Annotated in this window: 21 protein-coding genes, 3 pseudogenes, 2 riboswitches and 1 other annotated feature; of the genes and pseudogenes, 3 read left to right on the forward strand and 21 right to left on the reverse strand. The window is 48.2% G+C overall.

Annotation, left to right across the window (positions count from 1 at the left end; genetic code table 11):
- The first annotated feature begins 31 nt into the window (after window positions 1-31).
- Window positions 32-952: a hypothetical protein gene (locus L0M14_RS14865; protein ID WP_235117521.1), complete on the forward strand. Its 921-nt coding sequence runs from the start codon at window positions 32-34 to the stop codon at window positions 950-952.
- 46 nt (window positions 953-998) lie between these two features.
- Here L0M14_RS14865 and L0M14_RS14870 read toward each other — a convergent pair whose 3' ends face one another.
- On the reverse strand, window positions 999-1,322 hold the full coding sequence (locus tag L0M14_RS14870; RefSeq protein ID WP_235117522.1) for a rhodanese-like domain-containing protein: 324 nt from the start codon (window positions 1,320-1,322) through the stop codon (window positions 999-1,001).
- A gap of 239 nt (window positions 1,323-1,561) precedes the next feature.
- Window positions 1,562-1,793, forward strand: a binding site (T-box leader).
- 88 nt (window positions 1,794-1,881) lie between these two features.
- Here L0M14_RS14870 and serA point away from each other — a divergent pair.
- The gene (gene serA / locus L0M14_RS14875) at window positions 1,882-3,462 is read left to right on the forward strand and encodes a phosphoglycerate dehydrogenase (RefSeq protein WP_235117523.1); all 1,581 of its coding nucleotides are present in this window, start codon (window positions 1,882-1,884) and stop codon (window positions 3,460-3,462) included.
- A 166-nt stretch (window positions 3,463-3,628) separates the two neighbouring features.
- Here the strand turns inward: serA and L0M14_RS14880 are convergent, their stop codons facing one another.
- The 19 genes and pseudogenes from L0M14_RS14880 to L0M14_RS14970 all read right to left on the reverse strand — a co-directional run bounded on the left by L0M14_RS14880 (window position 3,629) and on the right by L0M14_RS14970 (window position 21,369).
- Window positions 3,629-5,518, reverse strand: coding sequence for an ATP-binding protein (locus L0M14_RS14880; RefSeq protein ID WP_235117524.1), 1,890 nt, complete (start codon window positions 5,516-5,518; stop codon window positions 3,629-3,631).
- A 1-nt stretch (window position 5,519) separates the two neighbouring features.
- Complete coding sequence (locus L0M14_RS14885; protein ID WP_235117525.1) at window positions 5,520-6,233, reverse strand: response regulator transcription factor; 714 nt, start codon at window positions 6,231-6,233, stop codon at window positions 5,520-5,522.
- A gap of 48 nt (window positions 6,234-6,281) precedes the next feature.
- Window positions 6,282-7,540: pseudogene (gene ccsA / locus L0M14_RS14890) on the reverse strand (cytochrome c biogenesis protein CcsA).
- Window positions 7,537-9,206, reverse strand: a pseudogene (resB, locus tag L0M14_RS14895) (cytochrome c biogenesis protein ResB). The pseudogenes ccsA and resB overlap by 4 nt, the downstream one beginning before the upstream one ends.
- Before the next feature lie 59 nt (window positions 9,207-9,265).
- Window positions 9,266-9,799 carry a redoxin domain-containing protein gene (locus L0M14_RS14900; protein WP_235117526.1) on the reverse strand — a complete coding sequence of 178 codons (534 nt, stop codon included), beginning with the start codon at window positions 9,797-9,799 and terminating at the stop codon, window positions 9,266-9,268.
- Window positions 9,800-9,882: 83 nt separating this feature from the next.
- Window positions 9,883-10,629, reverse strand: coding sequence for a pseudouridine synthase (locus tag L0M14_RS14905; protein ID WP_235117527.1), 747 nt, complete (start codon window positions 10,627-10,629; stop codon window positions 9,883-9,885).
- 64 nt (window positions 10,630-10,693) lie between these two features.
- Window positions 10,694-11,227, reverse strand: a complete 534-nt coding sequence (locus L0M14_RS14910) for a spore maturation protein (RefSeq protein WP_311198711.1) — start codon at window positions 11,225-11,227, stop codon at window positions 10,694-10,696.
- Window positions 11,228-11,259: 32 nt separating this feature from the next.
- Entirely contained in the window at window positions 11,260-11,850 is a 591-nt protein-coding gene (locus L0M14_RS14915) for a nucleoside recognition domain-containing protein (protein ID WP_235117528.1), read from the reverse strand.
- 23 nt (window positions 11,851-11,873) lie between these two features.
- The gene (locus L0M14_RS14920; protein ID WP_235117529.1) at window positions 11,874-13,052 is read right to left on the reverse strand and encodes a D-alanyl-D-alanine carboxypeptidase family protein; all 1,179 of its coding nucleotides are present in this window, start codon (window positions 13,050-13,052) and stop codon (window positions 11,874-11,876) included.
- Between the two features lie 307 nt (window positions 13,053-13,359).
- On the reverse strand, window positions 13,360-13,866 hold the full coding sequence (gene ytfJ, locus L0M14_RS14925; RefSeq protein WP_235117530.1) for a GerW family sporulation protein: 507 nt from the start codon (window positions 13,864-13,866) through the stop codon (window positions 13,360-13,362).
- 77 nt (window positions 13,867-13,943) lie between these two features.
- Window positions 13,944-14,639 carry a DUF2953 domain-containing protein gene (locus tag L0M14_RS14930; RefSeq protein ID WP_235117531.1) on the reverse strand — a complete coding sequence of 232 codons (696 nt, stop codon included), beginning with the start codon at window positions 14,637-14,639 and terminating at the stop codon, window positions 13,944-13,946.
- Between the two features lie 227 nt (window positions 14,640-14,866).
- Window positions 14,867-15,484, reverse strand: a complete 618-nt coding sequence (scpB, locus tag L0M14_RS14935; protein ID WP_235117532.1) for an SMC-Scp complex subunit ScpB — start codon at window positions 15,482-15,484, stop codon at window positions 14,867-14,869.
- A complete protein-coding gene (locus L0M14_RS14940) occupies window positions 15,447-16,241 on the reverse strand; it encodes a segregation and condensation protein A (protein ID WP_235117533.1) in 795 nt (264 codons plus the stop codon). Before L0M14_RS14940 ends, scpB begins: the two co-directional genes overlap by 38 nt.
- Before the next feature lie 20 nt (window positions 16,242-16,261).
- A complete protein-coding gene (locus L0M14_RS14945) occupies window positions 16,262-16,903 on the reverse strand; it encodes a site-2 protease family protein (RefSeq protein ID WP_235117534.1) in 642 nt (213 codons plus the stop codon).
- Window positions 16,903-17,373: a 6,7-dimethyl-8-ribityllumazine synthase gene (gene ribH / locus L0M14_RS14950; RefSeq protein WP_235117535.1), complete on the reverse strand. Its 471-nt coding sequence runs from the start codon at window positions 17,371-17,373 to the stop codon at window positions 16,903-16,905. Before ribH ends, L0M14_RS14945 begins: the two co-directional genes overlap by 1 nt.
- 54 nt (window positions 17,374-17,427) lie before the next feature.
- A complete protein-coding gene (locus L0M14_RS14955) occupies window positions 17,428-18,654 on the reverse strand; it encodes a bifunctional 3,4-dihydroxy-2-butanone-4-phosphate synthase/GTP cyclohydrolase II (RefSeq protein WP_235117536.1) in 1,227 nt (408 codons plus the stop codon).
- A gap of 33 nt (window positions 18,655-18,687) precedes the next feature.
- Window positions 18,688-19,350 (reverse strand): riboflavin synthase, encoded by a 663-nt coding sequence (gene ribE / locus L0M14_RS14960; RefSeq protein ID WP_235117537.1) that lies wholly within the window; start codon window positions 19,348-19,350, stop codon window positions 18,688-18,690.
- Between the two features lie 2 nt (window positions 19,351-19,352).
- A pseudogene (ribD, locus tag L0M14_RS14965) lies at window positions 19,353-20,442 on the reverse strand (bifunctional diaminohydroxyphosphoribosylaminopyrimidine deaminase/5-amino-6-(5-phosphoribosylamino)uracil reductase RibD).
- Window positions 20,443-20,694: 252 nt separating this feature from the next.
- Window positions 20,695-20,880, reverse strand: a riboswitch (FMN riboswitch).
- A 57-nt stretch (window positions 20,881-20,937) separates the two neighbouring features.
- Window positions 20,938-21,369 carry a peptidylprolyl isomerase gene (locus L0M14_RS14970; protein ID WP_235117538.1) on the reverse strand — a complete coding sequence of 144 codons (432 nt, stop codon included), beginning with the start codon at window positions 21,367-21,369 and terminating at the stop codon, window positions 20,938-20,940.
- 180 nt (window positions 21,370-21,549) lie between these two features.
- A riboswitch (cyclic di-GMP riboswitch) is annotated at window positions 21,550-21,635 on the forward strand.
- 41 nt (window positions 21,636-21,676) lie between these two features.
- Between L0M14_RS14970 and L0M14_RS14975 the strand changes: the two genes are divergently transcribed.
- Window positions 21,677-21,838 (forward strand): hypothetical protein, encoded by a 162-nt coding sequence (locus L0M14_RS14975; RefSeq protein ID WP_235117539.1) that lies wholly within the window; start codon window positions 21,677-21,679, stop codon window positions 21,836-21,838.
- 125 nt (window positions 21,839-21,963) lie between these two features.
- Here L0M14_RS14975 and L0M14_RS14980 read toward each other — a convergent pair whose 3' ends face one another.
- Window positions 21,964-22,146 (reverse strand): hypothetical protein, encoded by a 183-nt coding sequence (locus tag L0M14_RS14980; protein ID WP_235117540.1) that lies wholly within the window; start codon window positions 22,144-22,146, stop codon window positions 21,964-21,966.
- Window positions 22,147-22,156 lie beyond the last annotated feature (10 nt).

A 22,156-nucleotide genomic window follows, 5' to 3' on the forward strand; every position in this document is an offset into this window, starting at 1 on the left:
TAAGAAAAAAGAGAGAATAAGGAGCTCGATTATGAATAAGCGCCTGACCCGCACGGATTATTTATTCGCCCTGATGTTTATCTTTATGCTTGTTTGTATTTTGGGAGCCTTCTTTTACGGTCTGAAAATCGGTCAGCAAAAGTCCGACGAGAAATATGAAAAGATTTTGCATGCCGACAGCGCAGCGGTCCAGGAACCAGGAGCATATGACCAGCAAGTACTTGTCTCCTATTACCATACCATTTTTCTTCCGTTTAGGGAATTTCAGAACAAATGGTTCGATCAATTGAATCAGATTGAAGTAGGCGGCGCATCTGTAGATGCTTCCGCTGTACTCAAAGAGCTTTCCAAGCTTGCTGATGAAAAATATAATCTGCTGCAAAGTAAGACAGTCCCGGCAAACTCACCTCTGCTACAGCAATCGCAGTCAGGATATTTAAAAAGCTTGAAACTGTTCACAGATGTTTTGAAATCTTACCAATCCAAAGCCAATGGCATGCGCGGCAGCGAGCTCATAGCGGCCTTAAAGAAGGATGCTTTTTACATGGAAGCCGCCACCCAGGCGCTAACCGCCCAAAAGGACTACTTTGCAGCTATCGTAGCTTGGAACGATACGGTCGATCCTGAGCTGGAGCCCTTTGATCCCAATAACGACGCTACCCTTGACCAATGGCGCCAGATGAATGTGAATGTGAAAAACCTTTATATTACGGCAAAGCTGCTAGGCGGCAAAACCTTTACACCATTTTATCCGCAGGATTTGACCATACGAATTGATGACTTCATTACTTCAGGACAAACCCAGAAGCTCGGCGTGACGGATGTCAACCAAACCATTAATCTTCTTCTCAGCACAGATGCCGTACGTTCTGGAGATTTCGTCAAAGGTAAAACCAAATACTACAGCAATGAACCTCTTCCTCAGCTCCCCTTCTTCTTTGATGCGAACTGATCAATGGAAGAGATCAAGAAGAGCCGGGCACCTGCCCGGCTCTTCTTTAATCATACTGAAAGCCTCGAATCGATCCGATAGCCGCCATGCCGCCTTCTACATTCACCACATGCTCATATCCTTGCTCGGCAAGAAATTCACATACCATATAACTCCTTACCCCATGAGCGCATACGATATATACGTTCTGGTCTCCATCTATTTCTCCCAGCCGGTGCGGAACTTCTCTCATAGGAATCAGCAAGGCTTCATCCAGATGATAATATTCCCATTCGTGCCGTTCCCTTACGTCAATGATGATGCTGCCATCCAGCTTATTTTCGTCCAGCATGTTAACCAATGTAGCCGGATGAATACTTTTTATTTCCATATCGACTGCTCCTTCCAGCAATTCGTTCCCTACACATGCTTAAAGAAAGAATAACGAAAATTAACATGCAATTCAAGCAAAAAACCTTGCAAAAAGGTTCATATTTACTATAAAATAAGGAACGAAACCATCAATCAATGGGCTGTTCACGAACATTTTTGAATTTCATGTGAAAATGATTCGACACCTATTGACACTCGCAGGAGCCCCATGGTAATCTAATGAAAATTCTATATCACACTAAAGCGTTGACGGAGCCAAGCATATCGAAGTAGCTTTCAGAGAGCCGGTGGCAGGTGAGAATCGGTAGTGAAATGAATGCGGAGCACTCCAGAGTTATTGCATTGAAATAAGTAGATGCATTCGGTTAAGGAACCCGTTACAGTTCCAGGTCGCAAGACCAATGAGGCTGTCCGTGCGAACGGCCAGCGAATTAGGGTGGTACCACGATAGCAAGCTCTCGTCCCTTTTGGATACAGATTCATTGTCTGTACCGAAGGGCTGGGAGTTTTTTTATATCAAGACTAGATAGCGTAAACCTTGAGGAGGAAGAGAAATCATGTACAAAGTATTAGTATCAGATCCAATCAGCGACATGGGAATTCAAATGCTTTACGATGCAAGCGATGTTGAGGTAGTCAAGCAGCCTGGTCTTTCCGAAGACGAGCTCGTTGCGATCATCGGTGAATACGACGCGCTGCTAGTGCGAAGCCAAACAAAGGTTACAGAAAAAATCATGAACGCAGCAGGCAAACTGAAAGTAATCGGACGTGCTGGTGTTGGCGTCGATAACATTGATCTGGAAGCTGCAACCAAGCGCGGTATCGTTGTTATTAATGCTCCGGATGGAAACACAATCGCTACATGTGAATTGACTTTTGCTATGATGATGTCCGTAGCCCGTTCTATTCCTCAAGCTTACAAGAAAACGGTTGGCGGCGAGTGGGACCGTAAATTTATCGGCGTAGAGCTTCGCAACAAAACACTCGGTATCCTCGGAATGGGCCGTATCGGAAGTGAAGTTGCGAAACGTGCGAAAGTATTCGGCATGAATGTCATCGGCTACGATCCGTTCTTAACGGAAGAGCGCGCTGAAAAACTGGGTGTAAAATTAGGAACTGTTAATGAAATTGCAGCCCAGGCTGACTTTATTACAGTCCATACTCCATTGACTCCGGAGACGCGTCACCTGATCGGCAAACCGCAATTTGAAATCATGAAAAAAGGCGCTCGCATCATTAACTGCGCACGCGGTGGCATTATTGACGAAATGGCATTGGTGGAAGCCATCGACCAAGGAATCGTAGCCGGCGCCGCATTTGACGTATTTGAAGTCGAGCCGCCTCAAAAAGATCATCCGTTCCTGAACAATCCAAAAATTATTGTAACGCCTCACCTTGGCGCTTCCACCGTCGAAGCACAAGAGAACGTTGCGATTGACGTATCGGAAGAAGTTCTGCACATTCTGCGCAACGAGCCGTTCAAGAACGCCGTGAACATGCCTCCTGTTCCAGCTAACGTGCTGAATAAGCTGCAGCCTTACTTCGGTCTTGGTGAAAAAATCGGCAGCATCTTGGGGCAAATCGCTCATGGCGCCGTAAACGAAATCGTCATCAGCTACGCCGGAGAATTGATCGATGTAGATACAAGCCCACTCACTCGTTACATTGTGAAAGGTCTGTTCGAAAAGCAGCTGGAGTCGATCAATATTGTTAATGCCATGCACCAAGCTAAAACACGCGGCGTGAACATCATCGTTCAGCAGTCGAATGCTTCAAGCAGCTTCACCAACCTGGTGACCGTTACTGTGAAAACGAAGCAGGAAGAAAAGACGTTGGCGGGCACACTGCTTGCAGGCTTCGGAGAGCGTATCGTCCGTATCGATCAATATCCGGTAGACTTTGCTGCAGAAGGTAATCTGCTGCTGATCTCCCACAATGACAAACCAGGCATCATCGGTCGCGTAGGTACCCTGCTGGGCAGCAACGATGTTAACATTGCAACCATGCAAGTAGGTCGTAAAGTGATCGGCGGATCGGCGATCATGGTCTTGACGATCGACAAGCCGGCTCCTGCCGAAGTGCTTGCTGAATTGACGAAACAAGCCGAAATCGTGAACGTTCGCGCGCTTACGATATAATACAAAATTTTCAGAATGTTTCACGAGCAACAAGATTTTGTTTGAAGATTCTACAAAAAGAGAGGCGGCTGCGGGGAATAATCCCGCTGCCGCCTCTTTTCATGTCGAATTGTCGCGCAATTCGCTATCTTCCCGAAATTCAAAACAATTACATTTCCTTTACTGATTATGATACAGCTTTAGGGTTACACGGAATCAAAATCGTAAAGGTCGTGCCTTGTCCCAGCGCACTTTGCACACTAACGCTTCCTTGGTGGGCGTCTACGATGTTTTTGACGATAGCGAGACCAAGTCCCGTCCCTCCGGAGGAGCCGCGCGTACGCGCTTTGTCAGCCTTGTAAAAGCGCTCAAAGATGTACGGCAGGTCGTCAGCCGGTATTCCCTGCCCCGCATCGCTAACCTCGATGCGGATGGCCGGCTGCTCCCGCAGGACGGCCTGCCCTGCCTTAACGGCGATACGCGCCCCGCTGGCCGTATGCCGGAAGGCGTTGTCGAGCAGGTTCGTCAGCACCTGCTCGAGCCTGTCCTCATCCGCCTTGCGCAGGATGAGGGGCGTCTCCGGCAGCTCGGCGCTCAGCGAGATGCCGCGCTCTTTGGCCAGCACCGAGAATTTGCGGTGCATGCGGCGCAGCAGGGAGTCGACTTCGACCTCCCTGAAGTACAGCTCGAGATGGCCGGCCTCCATCCTCGCCAGATCCAGCAGGTCGCGCACAAGCCGCCCCATGCGGAGCGACTCGTCGTGAATGACCTGCGCCAGCTCCTTGCGCTCCTCAGGCGTCGCGGCAATATCATCCAGCAGGGCTTCACTGTAGCCCTGCAGCATGGAAAGCGGCGTCCGCAGCTCATGGGAGACGTTCGCGACGAAGTCTTTGCGAAGCTTGTCGAGCCGCTCCTCCTCGGTAATGTCGCGAAGCACCGCTACCGCGCCTCGCACTTGATCCCGCGAGTACAGCGGGGTCATCGCCACGGACCAGACGCCATTCTGTACATGAAGCTTCGATGCGGTTTCGGAGGGCTCAGCTACAACAGCTTCGAATAAAGGAATCAATGGAACCGGAATCGGCTCCCCCGATGGCAGGCTGAGACTTGTCAGCCCCCAATCTCCAAGCGCCGTGTCCTGCTTGATGGGCCGCGTAACGATGTCATCCTCCCACTCGATTTCGCTCCATTCCTGAACGATCTTGTTCCCCTGCGGATTGGTCAAAATGACCGTCCCCTCCGCATCTAGTGTAATAACGGCGTCCGTCATACTTCGAAGCACGCTGGATAGATGCTCTTTCTCCTCACTTAGCTCCTTGATGCTTTCCCTCAGCTTTTCTCCCATATGATTGAACGTCTTGGCCAGCTCTCCAATTTCATCCTTGGACATGATCGGAACACGTGTACCGTACTCACCCATTGTGATTAAATCGGCAGCCTTCTTAAGCTGCTGAAGGGGCCTTGTAATTCTTGAAAATAAAAAGAAAGCAAAGAACGTAGTCATGAGAAACCCTACAATAGACACATACACAAACAACTTGAGCATATACCATTGTGTTGCTTCTAGAGATTGCAGCGATTGGTAGAGCACTACGGCTCCTTGAATACCGCCTTGCTGGTCACGCAGCGGTACCGCTGCCGCCAGATACTCCGTACCGGTCAGGAACTTGCCGCTTTCATCTCTGCCGATTTGTTTGATGATCGTTTGTGATTCCATAACCTGTTTGAGTTCATCTTCGCTAAAAAAATCCGATGCATGATATGACGCTACACTACTGTCTGCACTAACCGGGATGGACATCTCTTCATAGTTGCTTTTAACCAGCAGCATTCTGGCATCCTGCAAGCTCAGAAGCTCGTTACTCAGCTGATAGAACTTTAAATCATCCAAATGCCTCGTCGCCTCAAGCGAAAATTGGTTGGCCAGCTTCTGAATATCGTTCTTCTGGTCCTTCGCTTGAGAAAAATAATTTTCCATATAATTAACAAGAAAAAAGCCCAGTATGAGCAGTACTACCGCAACTAGGCCAATAATCGTAATCCACAGCTTTCCTACAACCGATCGAAAGATAAACACTTTATTTGGGCACCTCTAGCTTATAGCCTACTCCCCACACCGTTGTGATCATAGCTGCAGCATCCGGGGATACTTTGTTTAATTTTTCACGCAAACGCTTGACATGGGTATCTACCGTACGAAGATCACCAAAAAACTCGTAATTCCATACGTCCTTCAGCAGCTCTTCGCGGGAGAAGACCTTGTCCGGCGAAACCGCCAGGTAATGCAGGAGCTCATATTCCTTAGGTGTTAGCGCCACCTCTTGCCCCCCAGCGGTTACGCGGTGAGCGTCATGCTCGATTACGAGATTTGGAAATACAATGTTGTTGCTCGAGCTAGCATCCTTAGATAGATACGCGGTCGCCGAAGAGCGTCGAAGAATAGCTTTCACCCGATATATCACTTCACGCGGACTGAACGGCTTAACTACATAGTCATCCGCACCGACCTCAAACCCGCTGACCCGGTTCGTCTCTTCGCCCTTAGCTGTAAGCATAATAACCGGTGTAGACTTGACTTGACGGAGTCTTGCGCATACTTCGATACCATCAATACCGGGCAGCATGACATCGAGCAAAATCAAATCGTAATCCGAATCCACGGCCATACGAAGCGCTGTTTCACCGTCTTCAGCCTCTTCGATGATGTAGCCCTCCTTTTCCAGGTACATGCGCAGCAGTCTGCGGATCCGTTCTTCGTCATCTACTACTAAAATACTTGCATTCAATTCCATATCCTTCACATCCTATTCCCGACTTCATTTTCATTCATAACGAGAACATTAAACGCCTGCGTAGGAATGTAAACCTGCGATGACCAGGTTCACCCCGACAAGTGTAAACATAACAACTAGAAACCCGATGACGCAGAGCCACGCGGAACGCTTACCCTGCCAGCCTCGAGACAGACGAAGATGCAGGACAACCGCATAGAACAACCAGGTGATCAGAGCCCAGACCTCTTTAGGATCCCATCCCCAGAATCTGCCCCATGCTTCCTGTGCCCAGATCATAGCGAAGATCAACGCTCCGAGCGTAAAGACCGGGTAACCGATCGCAATAGCCCGATAGCTGATTTCATCCAGGTCTTCCGGATCCATCCCCTTCAAAATGGGACTAATCGTAGCTCCTAACGGTTTACGCGCCACCAGCCGAGCAAGCCCATATAGAATGAGCCCCAACAGGATGGACCAGATAACCGTGTTCAGCTTACGTCCAGCGCTAGCGCCTTCCATCCATGAAGGAGCTTCAAACAAAGGCTTGGTCATTCCAAGGAACGGTGTCATCTCCGTCACCTCCGCTCCATGAGGCTTCACGATAGGAGGCAGCACATAGAGATCACTCTGTTTATTCGTAACTGAAGCGCCTGTCGCATCGGTAGCGGTAACATCTTTAGTAAACACCGCTTTGTAGCCCGAGGCATGAAAGGAAAAAATCGAGCCGATGAAAGCAACCAGCATCAGGATAAAGAAAAGCGTGAACTCTACCCAACGCTGTTCTTTTTTTCGCTCTTGGAAGTACCTGAGTAATTAACGGTGCGAAGCAGGTACATGAGCCCTCCTGCGAAGCCAACTCCGAAGAACGCTTCCCCAGCCGCAGCCGTCGTAACGTGAATTTTCAACCAGTAGCTCTGCAGGGCAGGAATCAATGGCTGAACTTCGCTCGGAAACACGGAAGCATATGCAATCATAATGAAGCCGATCGGTAATGCAAACACGCCCAACACCGGCGTACGATAAATTAAATAAATAATGAGAAAGGCCAGCATAATCATCATGCCTAGAAAGGTCATAAATTCATACATATTAGAAGTCGGGATATGACCAGCCTCATACCATCTCGTAAAAAAGAAAGTGGCTTGGCAGACAAATCCGAGCACGGAAACGGCAAAAGCGACAAATCCCCAACGTTTCGTATGCTCTTCAGGCTTTCTATTGCTCCATGTCTTCCCTGTAATGGAAATGACAAAGAGCAGGAATGCCGCTATATAAACAAAAAATGCGATAAGCAAAAACGTGCTGCTGACGGAACTGAGATTCACTCCTGCTTCCCTCCTCGATCCAAAGTTTTCGGTTCTATAGGAATATGATTTTTATTAAAAACTGCGGCAACTTCATTTCGAAGGCCAAACCAGTTTTTATTGGTGTGCGCCCCCATAGTCAGCTTACCGTCATCGATACGCAGCCAAATCCGGCGGTGCTGCCAATAAAAGCCCATAATGACACCGATCATAAAGATGGCCGCACCTACCCAAATATACGGCATCGCTTTATCGACGCGGATATTTAAAAAGGACGTGTATTCCGAGAATTTTACGCCTTCCATCGATCCTACAGCCAAATTCAGCTTTTCACTGATCGCTCCGTTGATGGAATCTTGACTGAATGCTTCTTTATCAATCTGACGAGGGAAATACATATAAGGCTCTCCCCCTCGGCAAGTCCTGGACCGGATATACTAAAGATAAAGGCTGGCGCCTTCGGTTCATTGGACTTACTGATCGGCTGTCCCTTTTCGTCAATGCCAAATTCTGGGAAGTACCCTTTCAGCTTGAGTTTATAAGGTCCAGCTTGGTATTCATCCTTCGGATTGTTCATGGGAAGTTCGAACGATCCGTATACTTCACCCGTCTGAGGATTACTGAGCGTCGGTTTCACAGAGATAAGCTGAAGTGATTGCCTATAATCGAATTGATAGGCTTTTAGCCCCTTATAGTCCAGCGGTTCGTTGACGAGAATGTTGGAGCGATGTACCTCTTCCAGCACCGGCTCTTTCGTAGGGTCGTCGCAGTTTGCCGTACAATGGTAGAGTACAGCTTGTGTTTCGTAAGTCTTAGGAACAATCTGTCCTTTATCCTTGATGCTTTGCGGAAGCGCGTTATCGTCATACAATTCAAGCGTAAACTTCTCATTTTTCAAATAATAAGAGGTGTGAGGAATCTGTTTAGTCTCCCCTTCAAGAATCCCCATGTATTGATCCATGTGCCAACCGGGAATGCTTCTCATTAGCACACCGAGCAAAAAAATAATCAATCCGATGTGATTAATATACGGTCCCCAGCGGCTGAACCGGTATTTTTCCGCTAGAAGAGCCGTACCGCTTTCATCCGTATGTACTCGATAATGCTTCTTGCGAAGTGCTTCAGCCATTTGGCTAGTCCACTGAACCTCTTCTTGACCTTCCGGCATTTGACCGGAGTAAGTTACCTTTTGCCTAGTTAAAAAGCTGATGTGTTTACGTATTTGCTGCTTCGATAATGCCTTGTATAGCGGCAGCACGCGATCTAAGCTGCATATGACCAGCGAGGTGCCGATCATGAAAAGCAGAGTAATGAACCACCAGGAATTGAAGGTATGGGACAGTCCAAGCTTATAATAAATCGTTCCTAACGTTCCATAGTTTTGTTCATAATACGCGGCCGGATCCATGTCGAGAAACGTATTCTCTTGCGGGTATATGGTCCCTACAGCGGAAGCCAATACAGTTGCAGCAATGATATATACGGCTATTTTTACCGAAGAGAAGAAATTCCAGACCCTATCCAGGATAGACGGGTTTGCTTTTTGCGAACGCCTGGCCATACCGTCATAACGCATTTCGAGAATCTCACTGCCATCCGCATCCTCCAAGGGCTTCCCGCAGGCTTCACAAAGCGTGGTGCCAATATGATTCTGGTGCCCGCACTCACATTTCGTATTGGTAAACATGATGTACCTCCTCGAAGTTTTCTGCGAGGAAAACTTGCTTGTTCAATTGGTTCTTTTGATTATTTGGCTCCAGTAAGCGAGGACAGTGTCTGATCTATATAAGCTTCATCCATCTGACCGATTCGCTTCACCGCGACTCTCCCCTCTGAATCAACAAAGAAAGTTGTGGGGTAGTCCATGACGCCATACTTCTTACGCACTTCTTCCTTGGCATCCAGCAGCACCGGCAGGTTCAAGCTGTATTGATCCATGAAGCCCTGAACCGTGACTTTGTTCTTGTCCACGTTAACCTCCAGGAACACAACTCCTTTTTGGCTCCACTTCTCATACATTTTCTGTAGCGAAGGCATTTCCTCTTTGCAAGGAGGACAGAACGTCCCCCAAAAATTCACCAGCACGGGCTTGCCCTTATAATCCGACAATTGGTGCGTCTTGCCATCCAGCCCGACCAACGAAAAATCGACAGCTTTATCCCCTTCTTGCGGGTATTTTTTGCTGTCCGATGCAGACAAATTTGTGATAATGGTAAACACGCCAATAACGAGTACAATGGCAAAGATACCGATTTGTACCCATTTCTTATTTGCACCCATGATTGTCATCACCTTCATTATTCACATTGTAATCCATTTCACAAACGTTTCTAAATTCATTATAACGAAAAGAAGGCCAAACACTATTGGCCTTTTTGAATATTATGTGTCTGGTTAGCCGCTTCCACGAGCTCTTTGACTTCACCAGCCGTCAGATGGCGGTACTTGCCCCGCGGCAAACCGGTCAAAAAGATAGGACCGAATTTAATACGTTTAAGCTTGATCACGGGGAATGAAATCGCCTCAAACATCCGCCGCACTTGTCGATTTCTGCCCTCGTAGATGGTGATTTCGACAACCGATTCATTCTTTTCAGGATTGACATCCGCGTACTCCACTTCTGCAGGCGACGTCATGCCATCCTCCAGCTCAATGCCGTTTCTAAGCTTGTCCAGCAGGGTTCCGTGCGGTACACCTTTAACGGTAGCCTGATAAGTTTTAGGTACATGATGCTTCGGATGTGTCAAGAGATGTGCAAATTCCCCGTCATTGGTCAGAAGCAGCAGTCCTTCGGTATCGTAGTCCAATCGGCCGACCGGATATACGCGTTCCCTAATCCCCGGCAAGAAATCTGTGACGACCTTACGACCGCCGGGGTCGGTCGCACTCGTGATGACGCCTTTCGGTTTATTCAACATCAAATACAGCTTCTTCTGCTGATTGATGGTACGTCCGTCCACTTTAATTTCATCCTGTTCCGGGTTTACCTTCACGCCAAGCTGCGTTACCACTTCCCCATTTACCTGAACACGGCCCGCTAGGATGATTTCTTCACTCTTACGGCGTGAAGCGATCCCCGCTTCCGCTAACACTTTTTGCAGTCTTTCCATGCTCCGCTTTCACCTCAAAGCTAATGATAACGATTTATGTCGAAAATCACAAGAGCAAGGAGTTCTAGGCGAAGACCAAGTAGCAAATGAAGATCGAAGCTATGAAGCCGACCAGATCCGAGATCAGACCGACTTTTAGTGCATAACCCGCTTTGCGGATGCCAATCGCGCCAAAATAAACGGTGATAACATACAGCGTGGTATCCGTACTGCCTTGTACAGTAGAGGCGATTCTGCCAATCATAGAATCCGGTCCAAATTGCTGGATCAAATCTGTCGTGAACGCTAGTGATCCCGCTCCGGTAATGGGGCGCAGGATCGCAAGAGGAAGGACCTCTGTAGGAATGCCCATGCTTTCGAAGAAAGGACGCATCCACCCAATTAGCATATCCATCGCACCTGAAGCACGGAAGACCGAAATTGCGACCATCATTCCTACGAGATGCGGAATAATCTTGATCGCTGTGTCAAAGCCTTCCTTAGCTCCGTCCACAAAGGATTCATATACCGGCACTTTTCGATAGGCGGCGAATAAAGGAATGAAGACGATCATGACCGGAATGGCCCATGCAGAAATGATTGAGACGATCGAATACACGGAGTATCATCCTTTCAACAGGAAAGTGGGACTTATGAGCCGGACAAGCTTGATCGTTTTCGGTACCATCGGTCAACCAGTATAGCCGCCGCGGTGGAGATGGCAGTCGCGATTAACGTTGTGCCTACGATCTCCGCCGGGTTTACGGAATTATAATTCATCCGGATGGCAATCAGGGTGGTTGGAATCAGCGTAATGCTCGATGTGTTGAGCGCCAGAAGCGTACACATGGCGGGACTTGCCGTTTCTTTATTGGCATTCAGCTTTTGCAGCTCCTGCATCGCTTTAATTCCCATCGGTGTCGCCGCATTCCCAAGCCCGAGAATATTCGCGCTCATATTGGACATGATGTAGCCAATCGCTGGGTGGTTCTTCGGAACACCAGGAAACAGGAAGCGGACAAGCGGTCTCAACAAGACAGCCAGCTTCGATAATAATCCTGCATCCTCTGCAATTCTCATCATACCGAGCCAAAAAACAAGAATGCTGATCAAACCAAAGCAAACTGTAACGCCGCTTTTCGCACCGTCGAAGGCAGCCTGCGTGACTGCCTCCACATTTCCGGTTGCTGCCGCAACCACAAATCCCGCTACGATAAAAAACAACCAAATCCAGTTAACCATGCGCCAGGCCTCCCTTTAATCGTTCATCCTGCACCGGAGACGGAGAACAGCTCCTGGAGCAGCATCCTGAGCAGCAACCCGTATCGGGATACCCAGGTCCCTTGATAAGGCTCTGAGAATTGGAACACCGATTGATCCTGCTGATTTAATCGCGTGCTTCCAGGTTCAAACAAAGGCGTCGTGCTAATGAGCCTGTCATTCATGTAGAGTTGGAGAACACCTCGATCTCCCAAACGGTACGCTGTACTATCCGGGTTTACAACGGCAACTTTCTTCGTGATTTTCGTGCTCTCTCCCTCTGCCAAGGGATACGAAACCGTTCTTCCCACTACCCATGTTTGGCCTGGTACCGCATCCCCTTTTAAAACCAGCTTCTGCAGCGGATAGTACTCAAAGCCATACTCCAACAATCTCGCGTGATCAGCCCAGTCATTAGGGTCATTCAATGTAACAACCGCAAGCTGCTGACCGTTTCGGGTTGCTGAGGAGACAAGGCATCGTTTGGCAAGCTTCGTATATCCGGTTTTCACGCCGTCGGCTCCATCAAACATCCCGAGCATCTTGTTCTTATTCAGCCATGTGTAATCCCAACTTTCATTGGGATTTGGTACTTTTTTGATTTTGGTGCTGACAATCTCCTGAAACGTCGGATTTTTAAGCGCATATGCGGTCAGCTTCGCCATATCGTTCGAACTGGACTGATTCCCTCCATTTTCGTCCAAACCGGACGGATTGTTGAAATTCGAATGCTCCATCCCGAGCATTTTTGCTTTCTCATTCATCATGTATATAAATCCGTCTACACTGCCTCCTACATGCTCGGCAATCGCAGTGGCCGCATCGTTACCCGAACGAAGCATCAAGCCGTACAGCATATTGTGAAGTGTCATCTCTTCCCCCAGCTTCAAATAAATCGAGGAGCCCTCTTTGCCAAAGGCTGTTTTACTTACCTTTACCTTATCGTCCAAGTTTCCGTTCTCAATTGCCACAATTGCCGTCATAATTTTTGTTAAGCTTGCAATCCGCATCGGAACGTCCCCTTGCTGGCTGTACAAAATACGCCCGGATTCTACATCAATCAGCGCAGCGCCAACTGCATTTGTACCAATCTTAGGCGGTGCAGCCTCCACGATTTGCATGGGAATAAGGCCTATCATCATGAGCACGGAACACAACAATGTTACCAACCAATTTCTCTTCATGTTTTTCCTCCTACAGTTATGAAACTTAGACCTGTTTTCCTAGTGGACAGCTGCATGGCCGGCCATCCCTCTGGTTATGAGTAGGACTGACAAAACTTTGTACAAGTATATGCGATGCACTTCAGGATATGTCCAGGCTCTTATTTTCATATTCCCGATGGTCCTGCTCGGAAGAAATTCATCGAGGAAACGATTTCTTCGTCCAAACAGGACGATCGTTATTGTCAAGGTTCATGTGAAGCAAACGTATGTAACTTATACTTCCATAAAAAAAAGCTGTCCCTGAGGACAGCCGCCATAAGCCTGATTATACAATAAAGTTCTGATTTTCGATGTTCGTAACATTCGTGGAGCCGGATGCACCTGCGGTGGACAATGTGCCGGTGGACTTGCTTGCAGTCCCCTTCATCATACTTTGAATCTTGTCAACAACCTGGGGTGCCGAATCAATCAAGCGTTCCAGAATATGAGTTTGATTATCGAGAGGAACGACTTTTACACCGCTTTTCCCTACAACCAAGAAAGCAATTGGAGTAATGGAAACACCACCGCCGCTACCGCCGCCAAAAGGAAGTGCGACTTTGGCATTAAGCGCGTCATTGCGGTTTACCGAGTTGCCCTCAATTTCAATTTCAGAGTCAGTAGTAAACTCACTGCCGCCTGCGGCGAAACCGAAGCCAACTTTGGAGATTGGCATAATCACACTGCCGTCAGGGGTTTCTACCGGATCGCCTACTATCGTATTTACGTCTACCATTTCTTTAATATTTTCCATTGCTACTTTCATAAGACCTTGGATTGGATGTTCAGACATTTTCATATTCCTCCTGTCGAAAACATGTAGTGATAAGCAAGATTAGGTTAACCATCCCTAAGTGGAATTATGTAAGCTTACGAAGCAGGCTTCATTCGAGGCTTTCTAAGCATTTCGTACCAAACCCGAAGTCCTCCCTTCACTTTGGAGATGCGAATGACTAGCGCGATACCCGCCCACATGACATGCCATGTGCGAATGCGGCCCTTACATACGAATTCGGTTGAAAAATAGGTTGCATTATATTGAGGGGTAACTGCTACCTTCGGCTTTGACAGCATTTGAATAAAACGGATGCCGAAGCCAAGAAGCGAAGATTTAATAGCCCAGATGGCACCTGTAGTTATCGCAGTTTCCGGCGCATCGCCCACACCGACACGCGTTATCCAAGATAAGTGTGTAACTTGCGCCTTAGCAATCGTCTTTTTCATCCAGTCGTACAATTGAGCTGTGTGCTCCAAGATGACTTTGGCATTCTTGAAAAATTCTAAAACTTTTTCTTTCGTGATGTGTTCCTTGGCCTGCCCTTCTAATGAAGCCTGTGTTTGATTCACAGCCTCCGTTTTCACCAGAACCCCCTTATGAAGTCCCTTGAACTGAATAACCGGAATCACATAGCGGAATCGAACGATTCCAAACAAAGCCCGAATTTCAACGAAGAGCTGATCGTTGTCCTTCACTCGGGAAAAATAAAAATCACCGTATATTTGGCTCGATAGGACAGCAATCAAGACGATGATCAACAAAATACAGGCTGCTCCGATCCAGAACAAGACATCAGTCCCTCCTCACATAGCTAGTTGCTTGACTAGTTGCTTGACCACGAACTCTAACTGCAAGAGTAATATCTGCCTTAACAAAGGATTTCTCGCATGGTTAGTATAGCCTGCAATTTGAAGGGGAATGCATCCAAGCTTACTGCAACATGCAAAAAAACCATCTGCTGCAGAGCTTCGTGCCCAATCGCGATGGTCTTATTAGAGAGTTATGTCATAGGTGTCTACATGTCTTCTTTTTTCATATCTTCAAAAGTCATTTGTTGGCCGTCCAACCGATCAAAAAGCATCCTTGTCTCCTCTTCCAAGTCAATTCCAGCTTGAAAGCTCGTAGAGTCAGGGAGCTCCTGCAACGAGTTCAGACCGAAATACTCCAGAAACTGTTTGGATGTTCCATATAAAATAGGTCTGCCCACGGCTTCAGCCCGGCCTACCTCCTCAATCAAGTCTTTGGCCATGAGTGTCTGCAGCGCCCTGTCGCACTTCACGCCGCGGATTTCTTCAATCTCTACTCGGGTAATCGGCTGCTTATACGCAATAATAGATAACGTTTCCAACGCAGCCTGTGAAAGCGATGACCTGGAAGGTGTATAAGCCAACCTCTCAAAATAGGGAGCGTGCTCCGCAAGGGTAGTTAACTGATAAGAACCTGCCACTTCAACGATTTGGATGCCCCGTCCTTTTCGCTTGAAGTCTTTCCGCATATCCTGAATCATATCTTTCACCAAGTAAGCATCCAATTCCAGCACTTCTGCCAGCTGCTTGATATCTAGTCCTTCGTCTCCGGAAGCAAAGAGCAGCCCTTCAATAACGGATTTCGTCTGCTGAATATTGAGTGTCAATGTCAGGTCCCTCCTCTTTAGCATGGATCACGATGTCTTCAAACAGCTTGTGCTGAAAGCATACGATTTTCTTCACCTTCATCAGTTCGAGAATTGCCAGAAATGTAACTACGATTTCCTCACGCGTCATTTCGAAATCAAACAGCTTGGAGAATAACAATTTCCCACCCTTAGATTTGAGCAGGCTGACCACCTCTCCCATACGCTCCTTGACTGAAATTTCATCTCTGCGTATTTTGGCGACCGTATTACGATTGGTCAGCTTCCGCAAAGTGCGCTGGAAGGCGATTAGCAAATCGGCAACATCCAGTCCCTCAACCGGGTTTTCCTGAATTTCAGGCAAAAATGGTGTCAGGTCCTCAGGCTCTCTTGTAAATACTCTACTGCGTTCTACTTCTTTATCGCGTAACATGTCCGCTATCGATTTATATTTACGATACTCAATCAGCTTCTGTACGAGCTCTGCGCGCGGATCAAGCTCATCGTCGAATTCATCGTAGTATTCATCCTCAAATTCAATGACAGGAGGCTTCGGCAGCAGCATTCGGCTCTTAATGGAAAGCAGCGTTGCAGCCATGACCAGAAATTCACTCGTAACCTCCAGCTCCAGCTCCTGCATAGCTTGTACAAATTCCAAGTATTGATCGGTGATCTCTTTAATCGGAATATTATATATATCTAGTTCATTCTTATCAATCAGATGCAGCAGCACATCAAGGGGGCCTTCAAAGGCGGCGAGCTTATATGTCACTTTCATCCATGTTGTTCCCCCTTCATTTACAATGAAAATACATTCATCACTGCCTGCGCTGCAACCGGATACACATGTTCCAGGGCCCATTGGCCGATCGGCGTTATTAATAATATCAAAACGAGCAGCAGCCCGTAACGTTCATTTCGTTGAAACCAGCCTTGTTTCTGTGCAGGTAATAAGCCACGCACAATATGCCACCCGTCAAGCGGGTATAAAGGTAAAATATGTATAAGAACAAGCATGACATTCACAATGATACCGTACTGAATGTAAACCTTCCACATTTCAATAGAAAAGTTTTCGATCTTGCCTGTATCCCAAGCGGGAAGGTAGAAATAAAGCCACCAAAAAAAGAATACGAGCAGCAAATTGGATAGCGGACCTGCGGCATAAACGAGTGTATGATACAGACGGGGGTACTTTTGGAAGTGTTCTTTACGGATCGTCAAAGATTTTGACCAGCCGTAAGGTCCGAATAAAACCATCGCAAGCCCCAGGGCGTCTAGACGCGCCAAGGGGTTCAGCGATAATTTATAATGCTCCCGGGCGCTGCGGTCTCCTAGAAGCCATGCAGTAAACAAATGCGAAGCATCATGGACCGTCATGGCAATCAGGAAGGCAACCAGCCTGGGAAGCAAGGTTTCCAAATGGAAATAAGATGTCATTAGGAACTGAACTGTTTGGTTAAATTCGCCATTTCAATTGCTGTTACCGCAGCTTCCCAGCCTTTATTCCCTGCTTTCGTACCTGCGCGCTCCACCGCTTGTTCAATGGAATCCGTCGTCAGCACTCCGAAGATAGTAGGAATTCCGGTTTTTAGCGAGATCGCGGATACCCCTTTGGCCACTTCATTACATACATAATCAAAGTGAGGCGTGGAGCCGCGAATTACCGTTCCCAACGTAATAACCGCGTCGTACTTTCCGCTTTCGGCCATTTTTTGCGCAATTAGCGGAATTTCGAATGCACCAGGAACCCAAGCAATTTCGACCTCATCGTCTTGCACGCCATGTCTCTTCAGAGCATCTTGAGCGCCTCCAAGAAGCTTAGAGGTAATGAATTCGTTGAATCGTCCTACAACAATTCCGTATTTTAAATTTTGGGAAACTAAATGTCCTTCGTAAATTTTAGCCATGAGAGATACTCCCTTTCTTTATTTTCTAATGTCCTGTTGCTCTACTGTTTCGTATTAAATGCCGCTGCCGGATTCGTGAAACTTCAGCATGTGGCCTAATTTTTGCTGCTTCGTGTGCAAATAATTGAGATTATGCTCCTTGCTTTCCATTTGAATCGGTACGCGCTCAACCACCTCAAGCCCGTAGCCTTCCAAACCGCGGATTTTGCGCGGATTGTTCGTCAAAAGCCGCAGCTGGCGTACGCCAAGATCCTTCAAAATTTGCGCGCCGATGCCATAATCCCTCAAGTCAGGGGCAAATCCAAGCTTTATATTCGCTTCTACCGTATCCAATCCCTGCTCTTGAAGCGCATAAGCCTTCAATTTGTTGATGAGTCCGATTCCACGGCCTTCCTGTCGCATATATAATAATACACCACAGCCCTCTTCATCAATCTGTTTTAATGCTGCTTCGAGCTGGGGACCGCAATCGCAGCGGTGAGAATGGAAAATATCGCCCGTCAAGCATTCTGAGTGAACCCTTACTAATGTGGGACGCGATGAATCGATCGTTCCTTTGACAAGAGCGATATGCTCCTTGTTATCCAGCTGATTGGTGTATGCGATCGCTTTAAAAGTTCCAAAGTCGGTAGGGAGCTTAATCTCAACCTCTCTCTCTACCAGCTTCTCTTTCTGATTGCGGTAATGAATCAAATCCTGGATTGTAATGATCCGCATCTGGTGCTGAGCGGCTACTTCCATCAGATCAGGAACACGCGCCATCGAACCGTCTTCCTTAATCACCTCGCAAATCACAGCAGCCGGATAAGACCCGCACATTCTGGCGAGATCCACAGCCGCTTCCGTGTGGCCTGCTCTGCGCAGAACACCGCCTTTTTTGGCGATCAGCGGAAAAATGTGTCCGGGGCGACGAAACTCATGCGGCTTTGTTTTTGGATCAATCAAAGCCTGAACGGTTCTAGAACGCTCGTGAGCGGAAATCCCCGTACTGGTTTCAACATGATCTACCGAGACGGTAAAAGCCGTCCCATGATAATCCGTATTGCGTGACACCATGGGAGGCAAATCCAGCTCTTGTGCACGTTCTTCGGTGATCGGCACACATACGAGCCCCCGTCCTTCCTTGATCATGAAATTAATGACTTCAGGTGTGGCTTTATCAGCTAGTGCAATGAAGTCTCCTTCATTCTCACGGTCTTCGTCATCGACAACGATAATAACTTTGCCCATCATGAGGTCGTAGATCGCTTCTTCAATTTTATCGAACTGAATATCTGTCATAGGTCCCCCTCCTCCTTGTTTGGTTTTCATCAATCACATAAAGCCGTGTTCAGCTAAAAAATCAGCGGTTAATGCGGATTTTTTCTTTCCCGTTTTATCGGACTGACCGAAGAACAACAGCCGTTCCATATATTTACCAAGCACATCACACTCGATGTTGACGGTATCACCGGGATGTTTATCCTCCAGCACCGTTTGTGACAACGTATGGGGTATAATCGACACGGAAGCATAGGCATCCGTTACCTCCACAATTGTCAAGCTAATACCGTCAATGGTGATTGAACCACTTGGCAGCATGTATTTAAAGAAGTCCTTATCCTCCGGCTCGAACCGGTACACCACCGCATTCTCTTCCGGCTTACGGGACACGATTACTGCAGTCGTATCGACATGTCCTTGCACGATATGACCTCCGAATCGGCCATTTGCCGCCATGGCGCGTTCCAGATTAACCCGTGCTCCGGATTGCAGCGTGCGCAAATTTGTCTTGCGGTACGTTTCGGGCATGACATCGACAGAGAAGGAGTCAGAGTCAAATGAAACCACCGTTAAGCATACGCCATTCACGGCTATGCTGTCACCCAATTTCACATCCTTGAGCACTTTATTAGCCCCAATCGTTAGTACCATAGCTTGACCTTGACTATGGATACGGCGCATGCTGCCGATTTCCTCAATGATTCCGGTAAACACGATTACTCCCCACTTTCATAGACCGGATATCCGGTCAAGCATACATCTTGACCGAACTGCTCGACCTTCACGCGGTCAAGCGTCAATGCGTCTCTCATCAGCTCGAAGCCTTCGAAGCTGATATTGTCCGGTGCGGCTGCGCCGCCTCCGATAATCTTCGGTGCAAAGAACAGCACCAGCTTATCGACCAGGCGCCGTTCAATCATGGCGCCGTTCAGGACACCTCCACCCTCGAGGAGGATGGAGCCGATCTCCCGCTCGCCCAGCAGCCGCATGGCGAGTGTCAAATCCACCTGCGGGCCGCTGCCGCAGGTGAGCACCGTCACGCCGCGCGCTTCCAGCGCGGCGCGGCGTTCCGCCGGCGCCTGTGCGCTGGCGAGCAGGATCGTCGGCTGACGATCCTGCTCCTGCAGCACACGGGCGCCGAGAGGGGTGCGCAGCAGCGAGTCTGCGACGATCCGTACCGGCTGCACAGCCGGTACGTCGCCGCGCGCGCTGAGCAGCGGGTCGTCGGCGATGACGGTCTGCACGCCGACCATGATGCCCTGATGCCGGTGGCGCAGGGCATGCACGACAGCGCGGGACGCTTCGCCCGTGATCCACTTGCTGTCGCCGATGCGCGAGGCGACCTTGCCGTCCAGCGTGCTCGCCGTCTTGAGCGTCACGAAGGGCTGCTTCGTGACGATATACTTACGGAACGCCTCGTTGATCGAGGCGGCTTCCTGCTCGAGAAGCCCAACGCTCACCTCAATACCGTGAGCGCGCAGCTTCTCGATTCCCGAACTCGGCTACCTGCGGGTTCGGGTCCATCCCGGCGACGACGACGCGGGCGACGCCGGCTTCAATGAGCCGATCGCTGCAGGGCGGCGTCCGTCCGTAGTGGCTGCACGGCTCCAGTGTGACGTAAGCCGTGCAGCCCTTGGCCTCCTCGCCGGCCATCTGCAGAGCGAGGACTTCGGCATGCCCTTGGCCGCGCTTCAAGTGCGCGCCCATGCCGATAATGCGTCCATCCTTAACCAGGATGCAGCCAACCACCGGATTAATGCCGGTCTGACCTAAGGCGCTTTCTGCCATTTGAAGTGCCAAACGCATGTAAGATTCATCATCTAACAGCTTCACGGAACATTTCTCACCCCTTCGCTTTCAAAACAAAACAAAAAGCCCCGTCCAGAGTTGGATAGGGGCCATTATAAGATCAGATCAGCACGAAATAAGCTGCGATGAAACGTGCAAGCGTTTTTCCGGTAAGCTAAAAAAACGGGAACCACTTCGTCACTAAAGACGAACTGCCCGGATGATTACATACGGAAAAAACATACACGTGTATCGAACCTATAATCGTGGTTCACCCTTCTCCCATCCAGACTATACTGTCGGTCCCGGAATTACACCGGGTCAGCCGCAGAGAAGCTGTCGCAAAAATAACGCTAAACGCTTCAATACGGGTCACGGACTGAATGCCCTAACTGCTTGCGCCGTATAGGACATATCACCGCCGGTGGGGAATTTCACCCCGCCCCGAAGGTATACACAATATGTTCAGTATACAAAGGAAGGTGTTTCCTGTCTATACTGTAATTTTTATTTTTACACTTCTACGATTTCTACTTTTTCCATTTTGTCTCTGCCCTTAAATGCATCGACATATTCCATACCTTTGACCACTTTACCAAATACGGTATGTTGGCCGTCGAGGTGTGGCTGGGGTTGGTAGCAAATGTAGAACTGGCTTCCGCCTGTGTTACGGCCGGCGTGAGCCATAGCCAATGTGCCGCGCTCATGCTTGTTAGGGTTAATTTCGCAATTGATTTGGTAGCCAGGACCGCCTGTTCCTGTTCCAGTCGGGCAACCGCCTTGTGCAACGAAGCCAGGAATTACGCGATGAAACACAAGACCGTTATAGAAACCGTCATTTGCAAGCTTCTCGAAGTTCGCAACTGTGTTCGGAGCATCCTTTTCAAATAGATCGATCACGACTTGTTCGCCACCGGCGAGTGTAATTTTTGCTTGTTTGGCCATGTAAGGTCCACTCCTTTAGACAATAATAACCTATTGTACTATGAAAGCATCCGTTTCACAAATTTACCGGTTTGCCGTTCACTCTACGATGTTAGCATTTCTGCCACTTACCCTAATTTTTGTGAAATATCACACAGAAATGAATGGATCGTTTTGTTATACTGATGATGTAACTGATGCTAATATATGGAAAGCGATGAAAACGTTTCTTTTATCTGGGCACTTTGGAAACGTTGGAGCTTAGTAGTGCAACCGGCCATCTTCTGTTTCTAAGATGGTCTTTTTGATTTTTCTGGAGGAAACTTTCATGCAGATTCTCGAATGTGAACGTATTGCCTTTCAATTAGGCATTTCCTCAGACACGCTTGAAGCTTGGAAAAAACAGCTTCAGGAGCAATTGGACACTAATGAGCAACAGCCTCCGTCCAAAGTCTTCCACTCCCGTCTTGTCTTATCTACGATTTCATAATTCCTCCATGTAACTCCTCATTTGTGCGAGTACATCTTCCCCACTGAAGATGTCTCGCCTTTTCTTTATGTATGAAAGCTGCCGGTCCTATAGAGCTAAGCCGGCAGCATGCCATAATTTATTCGCTACGTGTTTTGCACCTCGATAATGTCATCTAACGATGATCCCTGCTGATTGGCAGCTGCAAGTATATGCTGGTCTGCTTCACAAGCTCCCTGAATAAGCTCTGCCGCTTGTGCCTGTTGATTCAGCTGTTTTTCGATTTGACCAATCCCATGGGCGCCTTGATGATTTCTGCTCGATGTCATGTCCATTCCT

The sequence above is a fragment of the Paenibacillus hexagrammi genome, from assembly GCF_021513275.1.
Taxonomy (GTDB): Bacteria; Bacillota; Bacilli; order Paenibacillales; family NBRC-103111; genus Paenibacillus_E; species Paenibacillus_E hexagrammi.

Excerpts from the sequence above, each read along its gene's own strand:
- L0M14_RS14865 (WP_235117521.1), top strand. The coding sequence starts at position 32 with ATGAATAAGCGCCTGACCCGCACGGATTATTTATTCGCCCTGATGTTT.
- L0M14_RS14870 (WP_235117522.1), bottom strand. The coding sequence starts at position 1,322 with ATGGAAATAAAAAGTATTCATCCGGCTACATTGGTTAACATGCTGGAC.
- serA (WP_235117523.1), top strand. The coding sequence starts at position 1,882 with ATGTACAAAGTATTAGTATCAGATCCAATCAGCGACATGGGAATTCAA.
- L0M14_RS14885 (WP_235117525.1), bottom strand. The coding sequence starts at position 6,233 with ATGGAATTGAATGCAAGTATTTTAGTAGTAGATGACGAAGAACGGATC.
- L0M14_RS14900 (WP_235117526.1), bottom strand. The coding sequence starts at position 9,799 with ATGGGTGCAAATAAGAAATGGGTACAAATCGGTATCTTTGCCATTGTA.
- L0M14_RS14905 (WP_235117527.1), bottom strand. The coding sequence starts at position 10,629 with ATGGAAAGACTGCAAAAAGTGTTAGCGGAAGCGGGGATCGCTTCACGC.
- L0M14_RS14915 (WP_235117528.1), bottom strand. The coding sequence starts at position 11,850 with ATGGTTAACTGGATTTGGTTGTTTTTTATCGTAGCGGGATTTGTGGTT.
- L0M14_RS14920 (WP_235117529.1), bottom strand. The coding sequence starts at position 13,052 with ATGAAGAGAAATTGGTTGGTAACATTGTTGTGTTCCGTGCTCATGATG.
- ytfJ (WP_235117530.1), bottom strand. The coding sequence starts at position 13,866 with ATGTCTGAACATCCAATCCAAGGTCTTATGAAAGTAGCAATGGAAAAT.
- L0M14_RS14940 (WP_235117533.1), bottom strand. The coding sequence starts at position 16,241 with ATGAAAGTGACATATAAGCTCGCCGCCTTTGAAGGCCCCCTTGATGTG.
- L0M14_RS14945 (WP_235117534.1), bottom strand. The coding sequence starts at position 16,903 with ATGACATCTTATTTCCATTTGGAAACCTTGCTTCCCAGGCTGGTTGCC.
- ribH (WP_235117535.1), bottom strand. The coding sequence starts at position 17,373 with ATGGCTAAAATTTACGAAGGACATTTAGTTTCCCAAAATTTAAAATAC.
- L0M14_RS14955 (WP_235117536.1), bottom strand. The coding sequence starts at position 18,654 with ATGACAGATATTCAGTTCGATAAAATTGAAGAAGCGATCTACGACCTC.
- L0M14_RS14970 (WP_235117538.1), bottom strand. The coding sequence starts at position 21,369 with ATGGCCAAACAAGCAAAAATTACACTCGCCGGTGGCGAACAAGTCGTG.
- L0M14_RS14975 (WP_235117539.1), top strand. The coding sequence starts at position 21,677 with ATGCAGATTCTCGAATGTGAACGTATTGCCTTTCAATTAGGCATTTCC.
- L0M14_RS14980 (WP_235117540.1), bottom strand. The coding sequence starts at position 22,146 with ATGACATCGAGCAGAAATCATCAAGGCGCCCATGGGATTGGTCAAATC.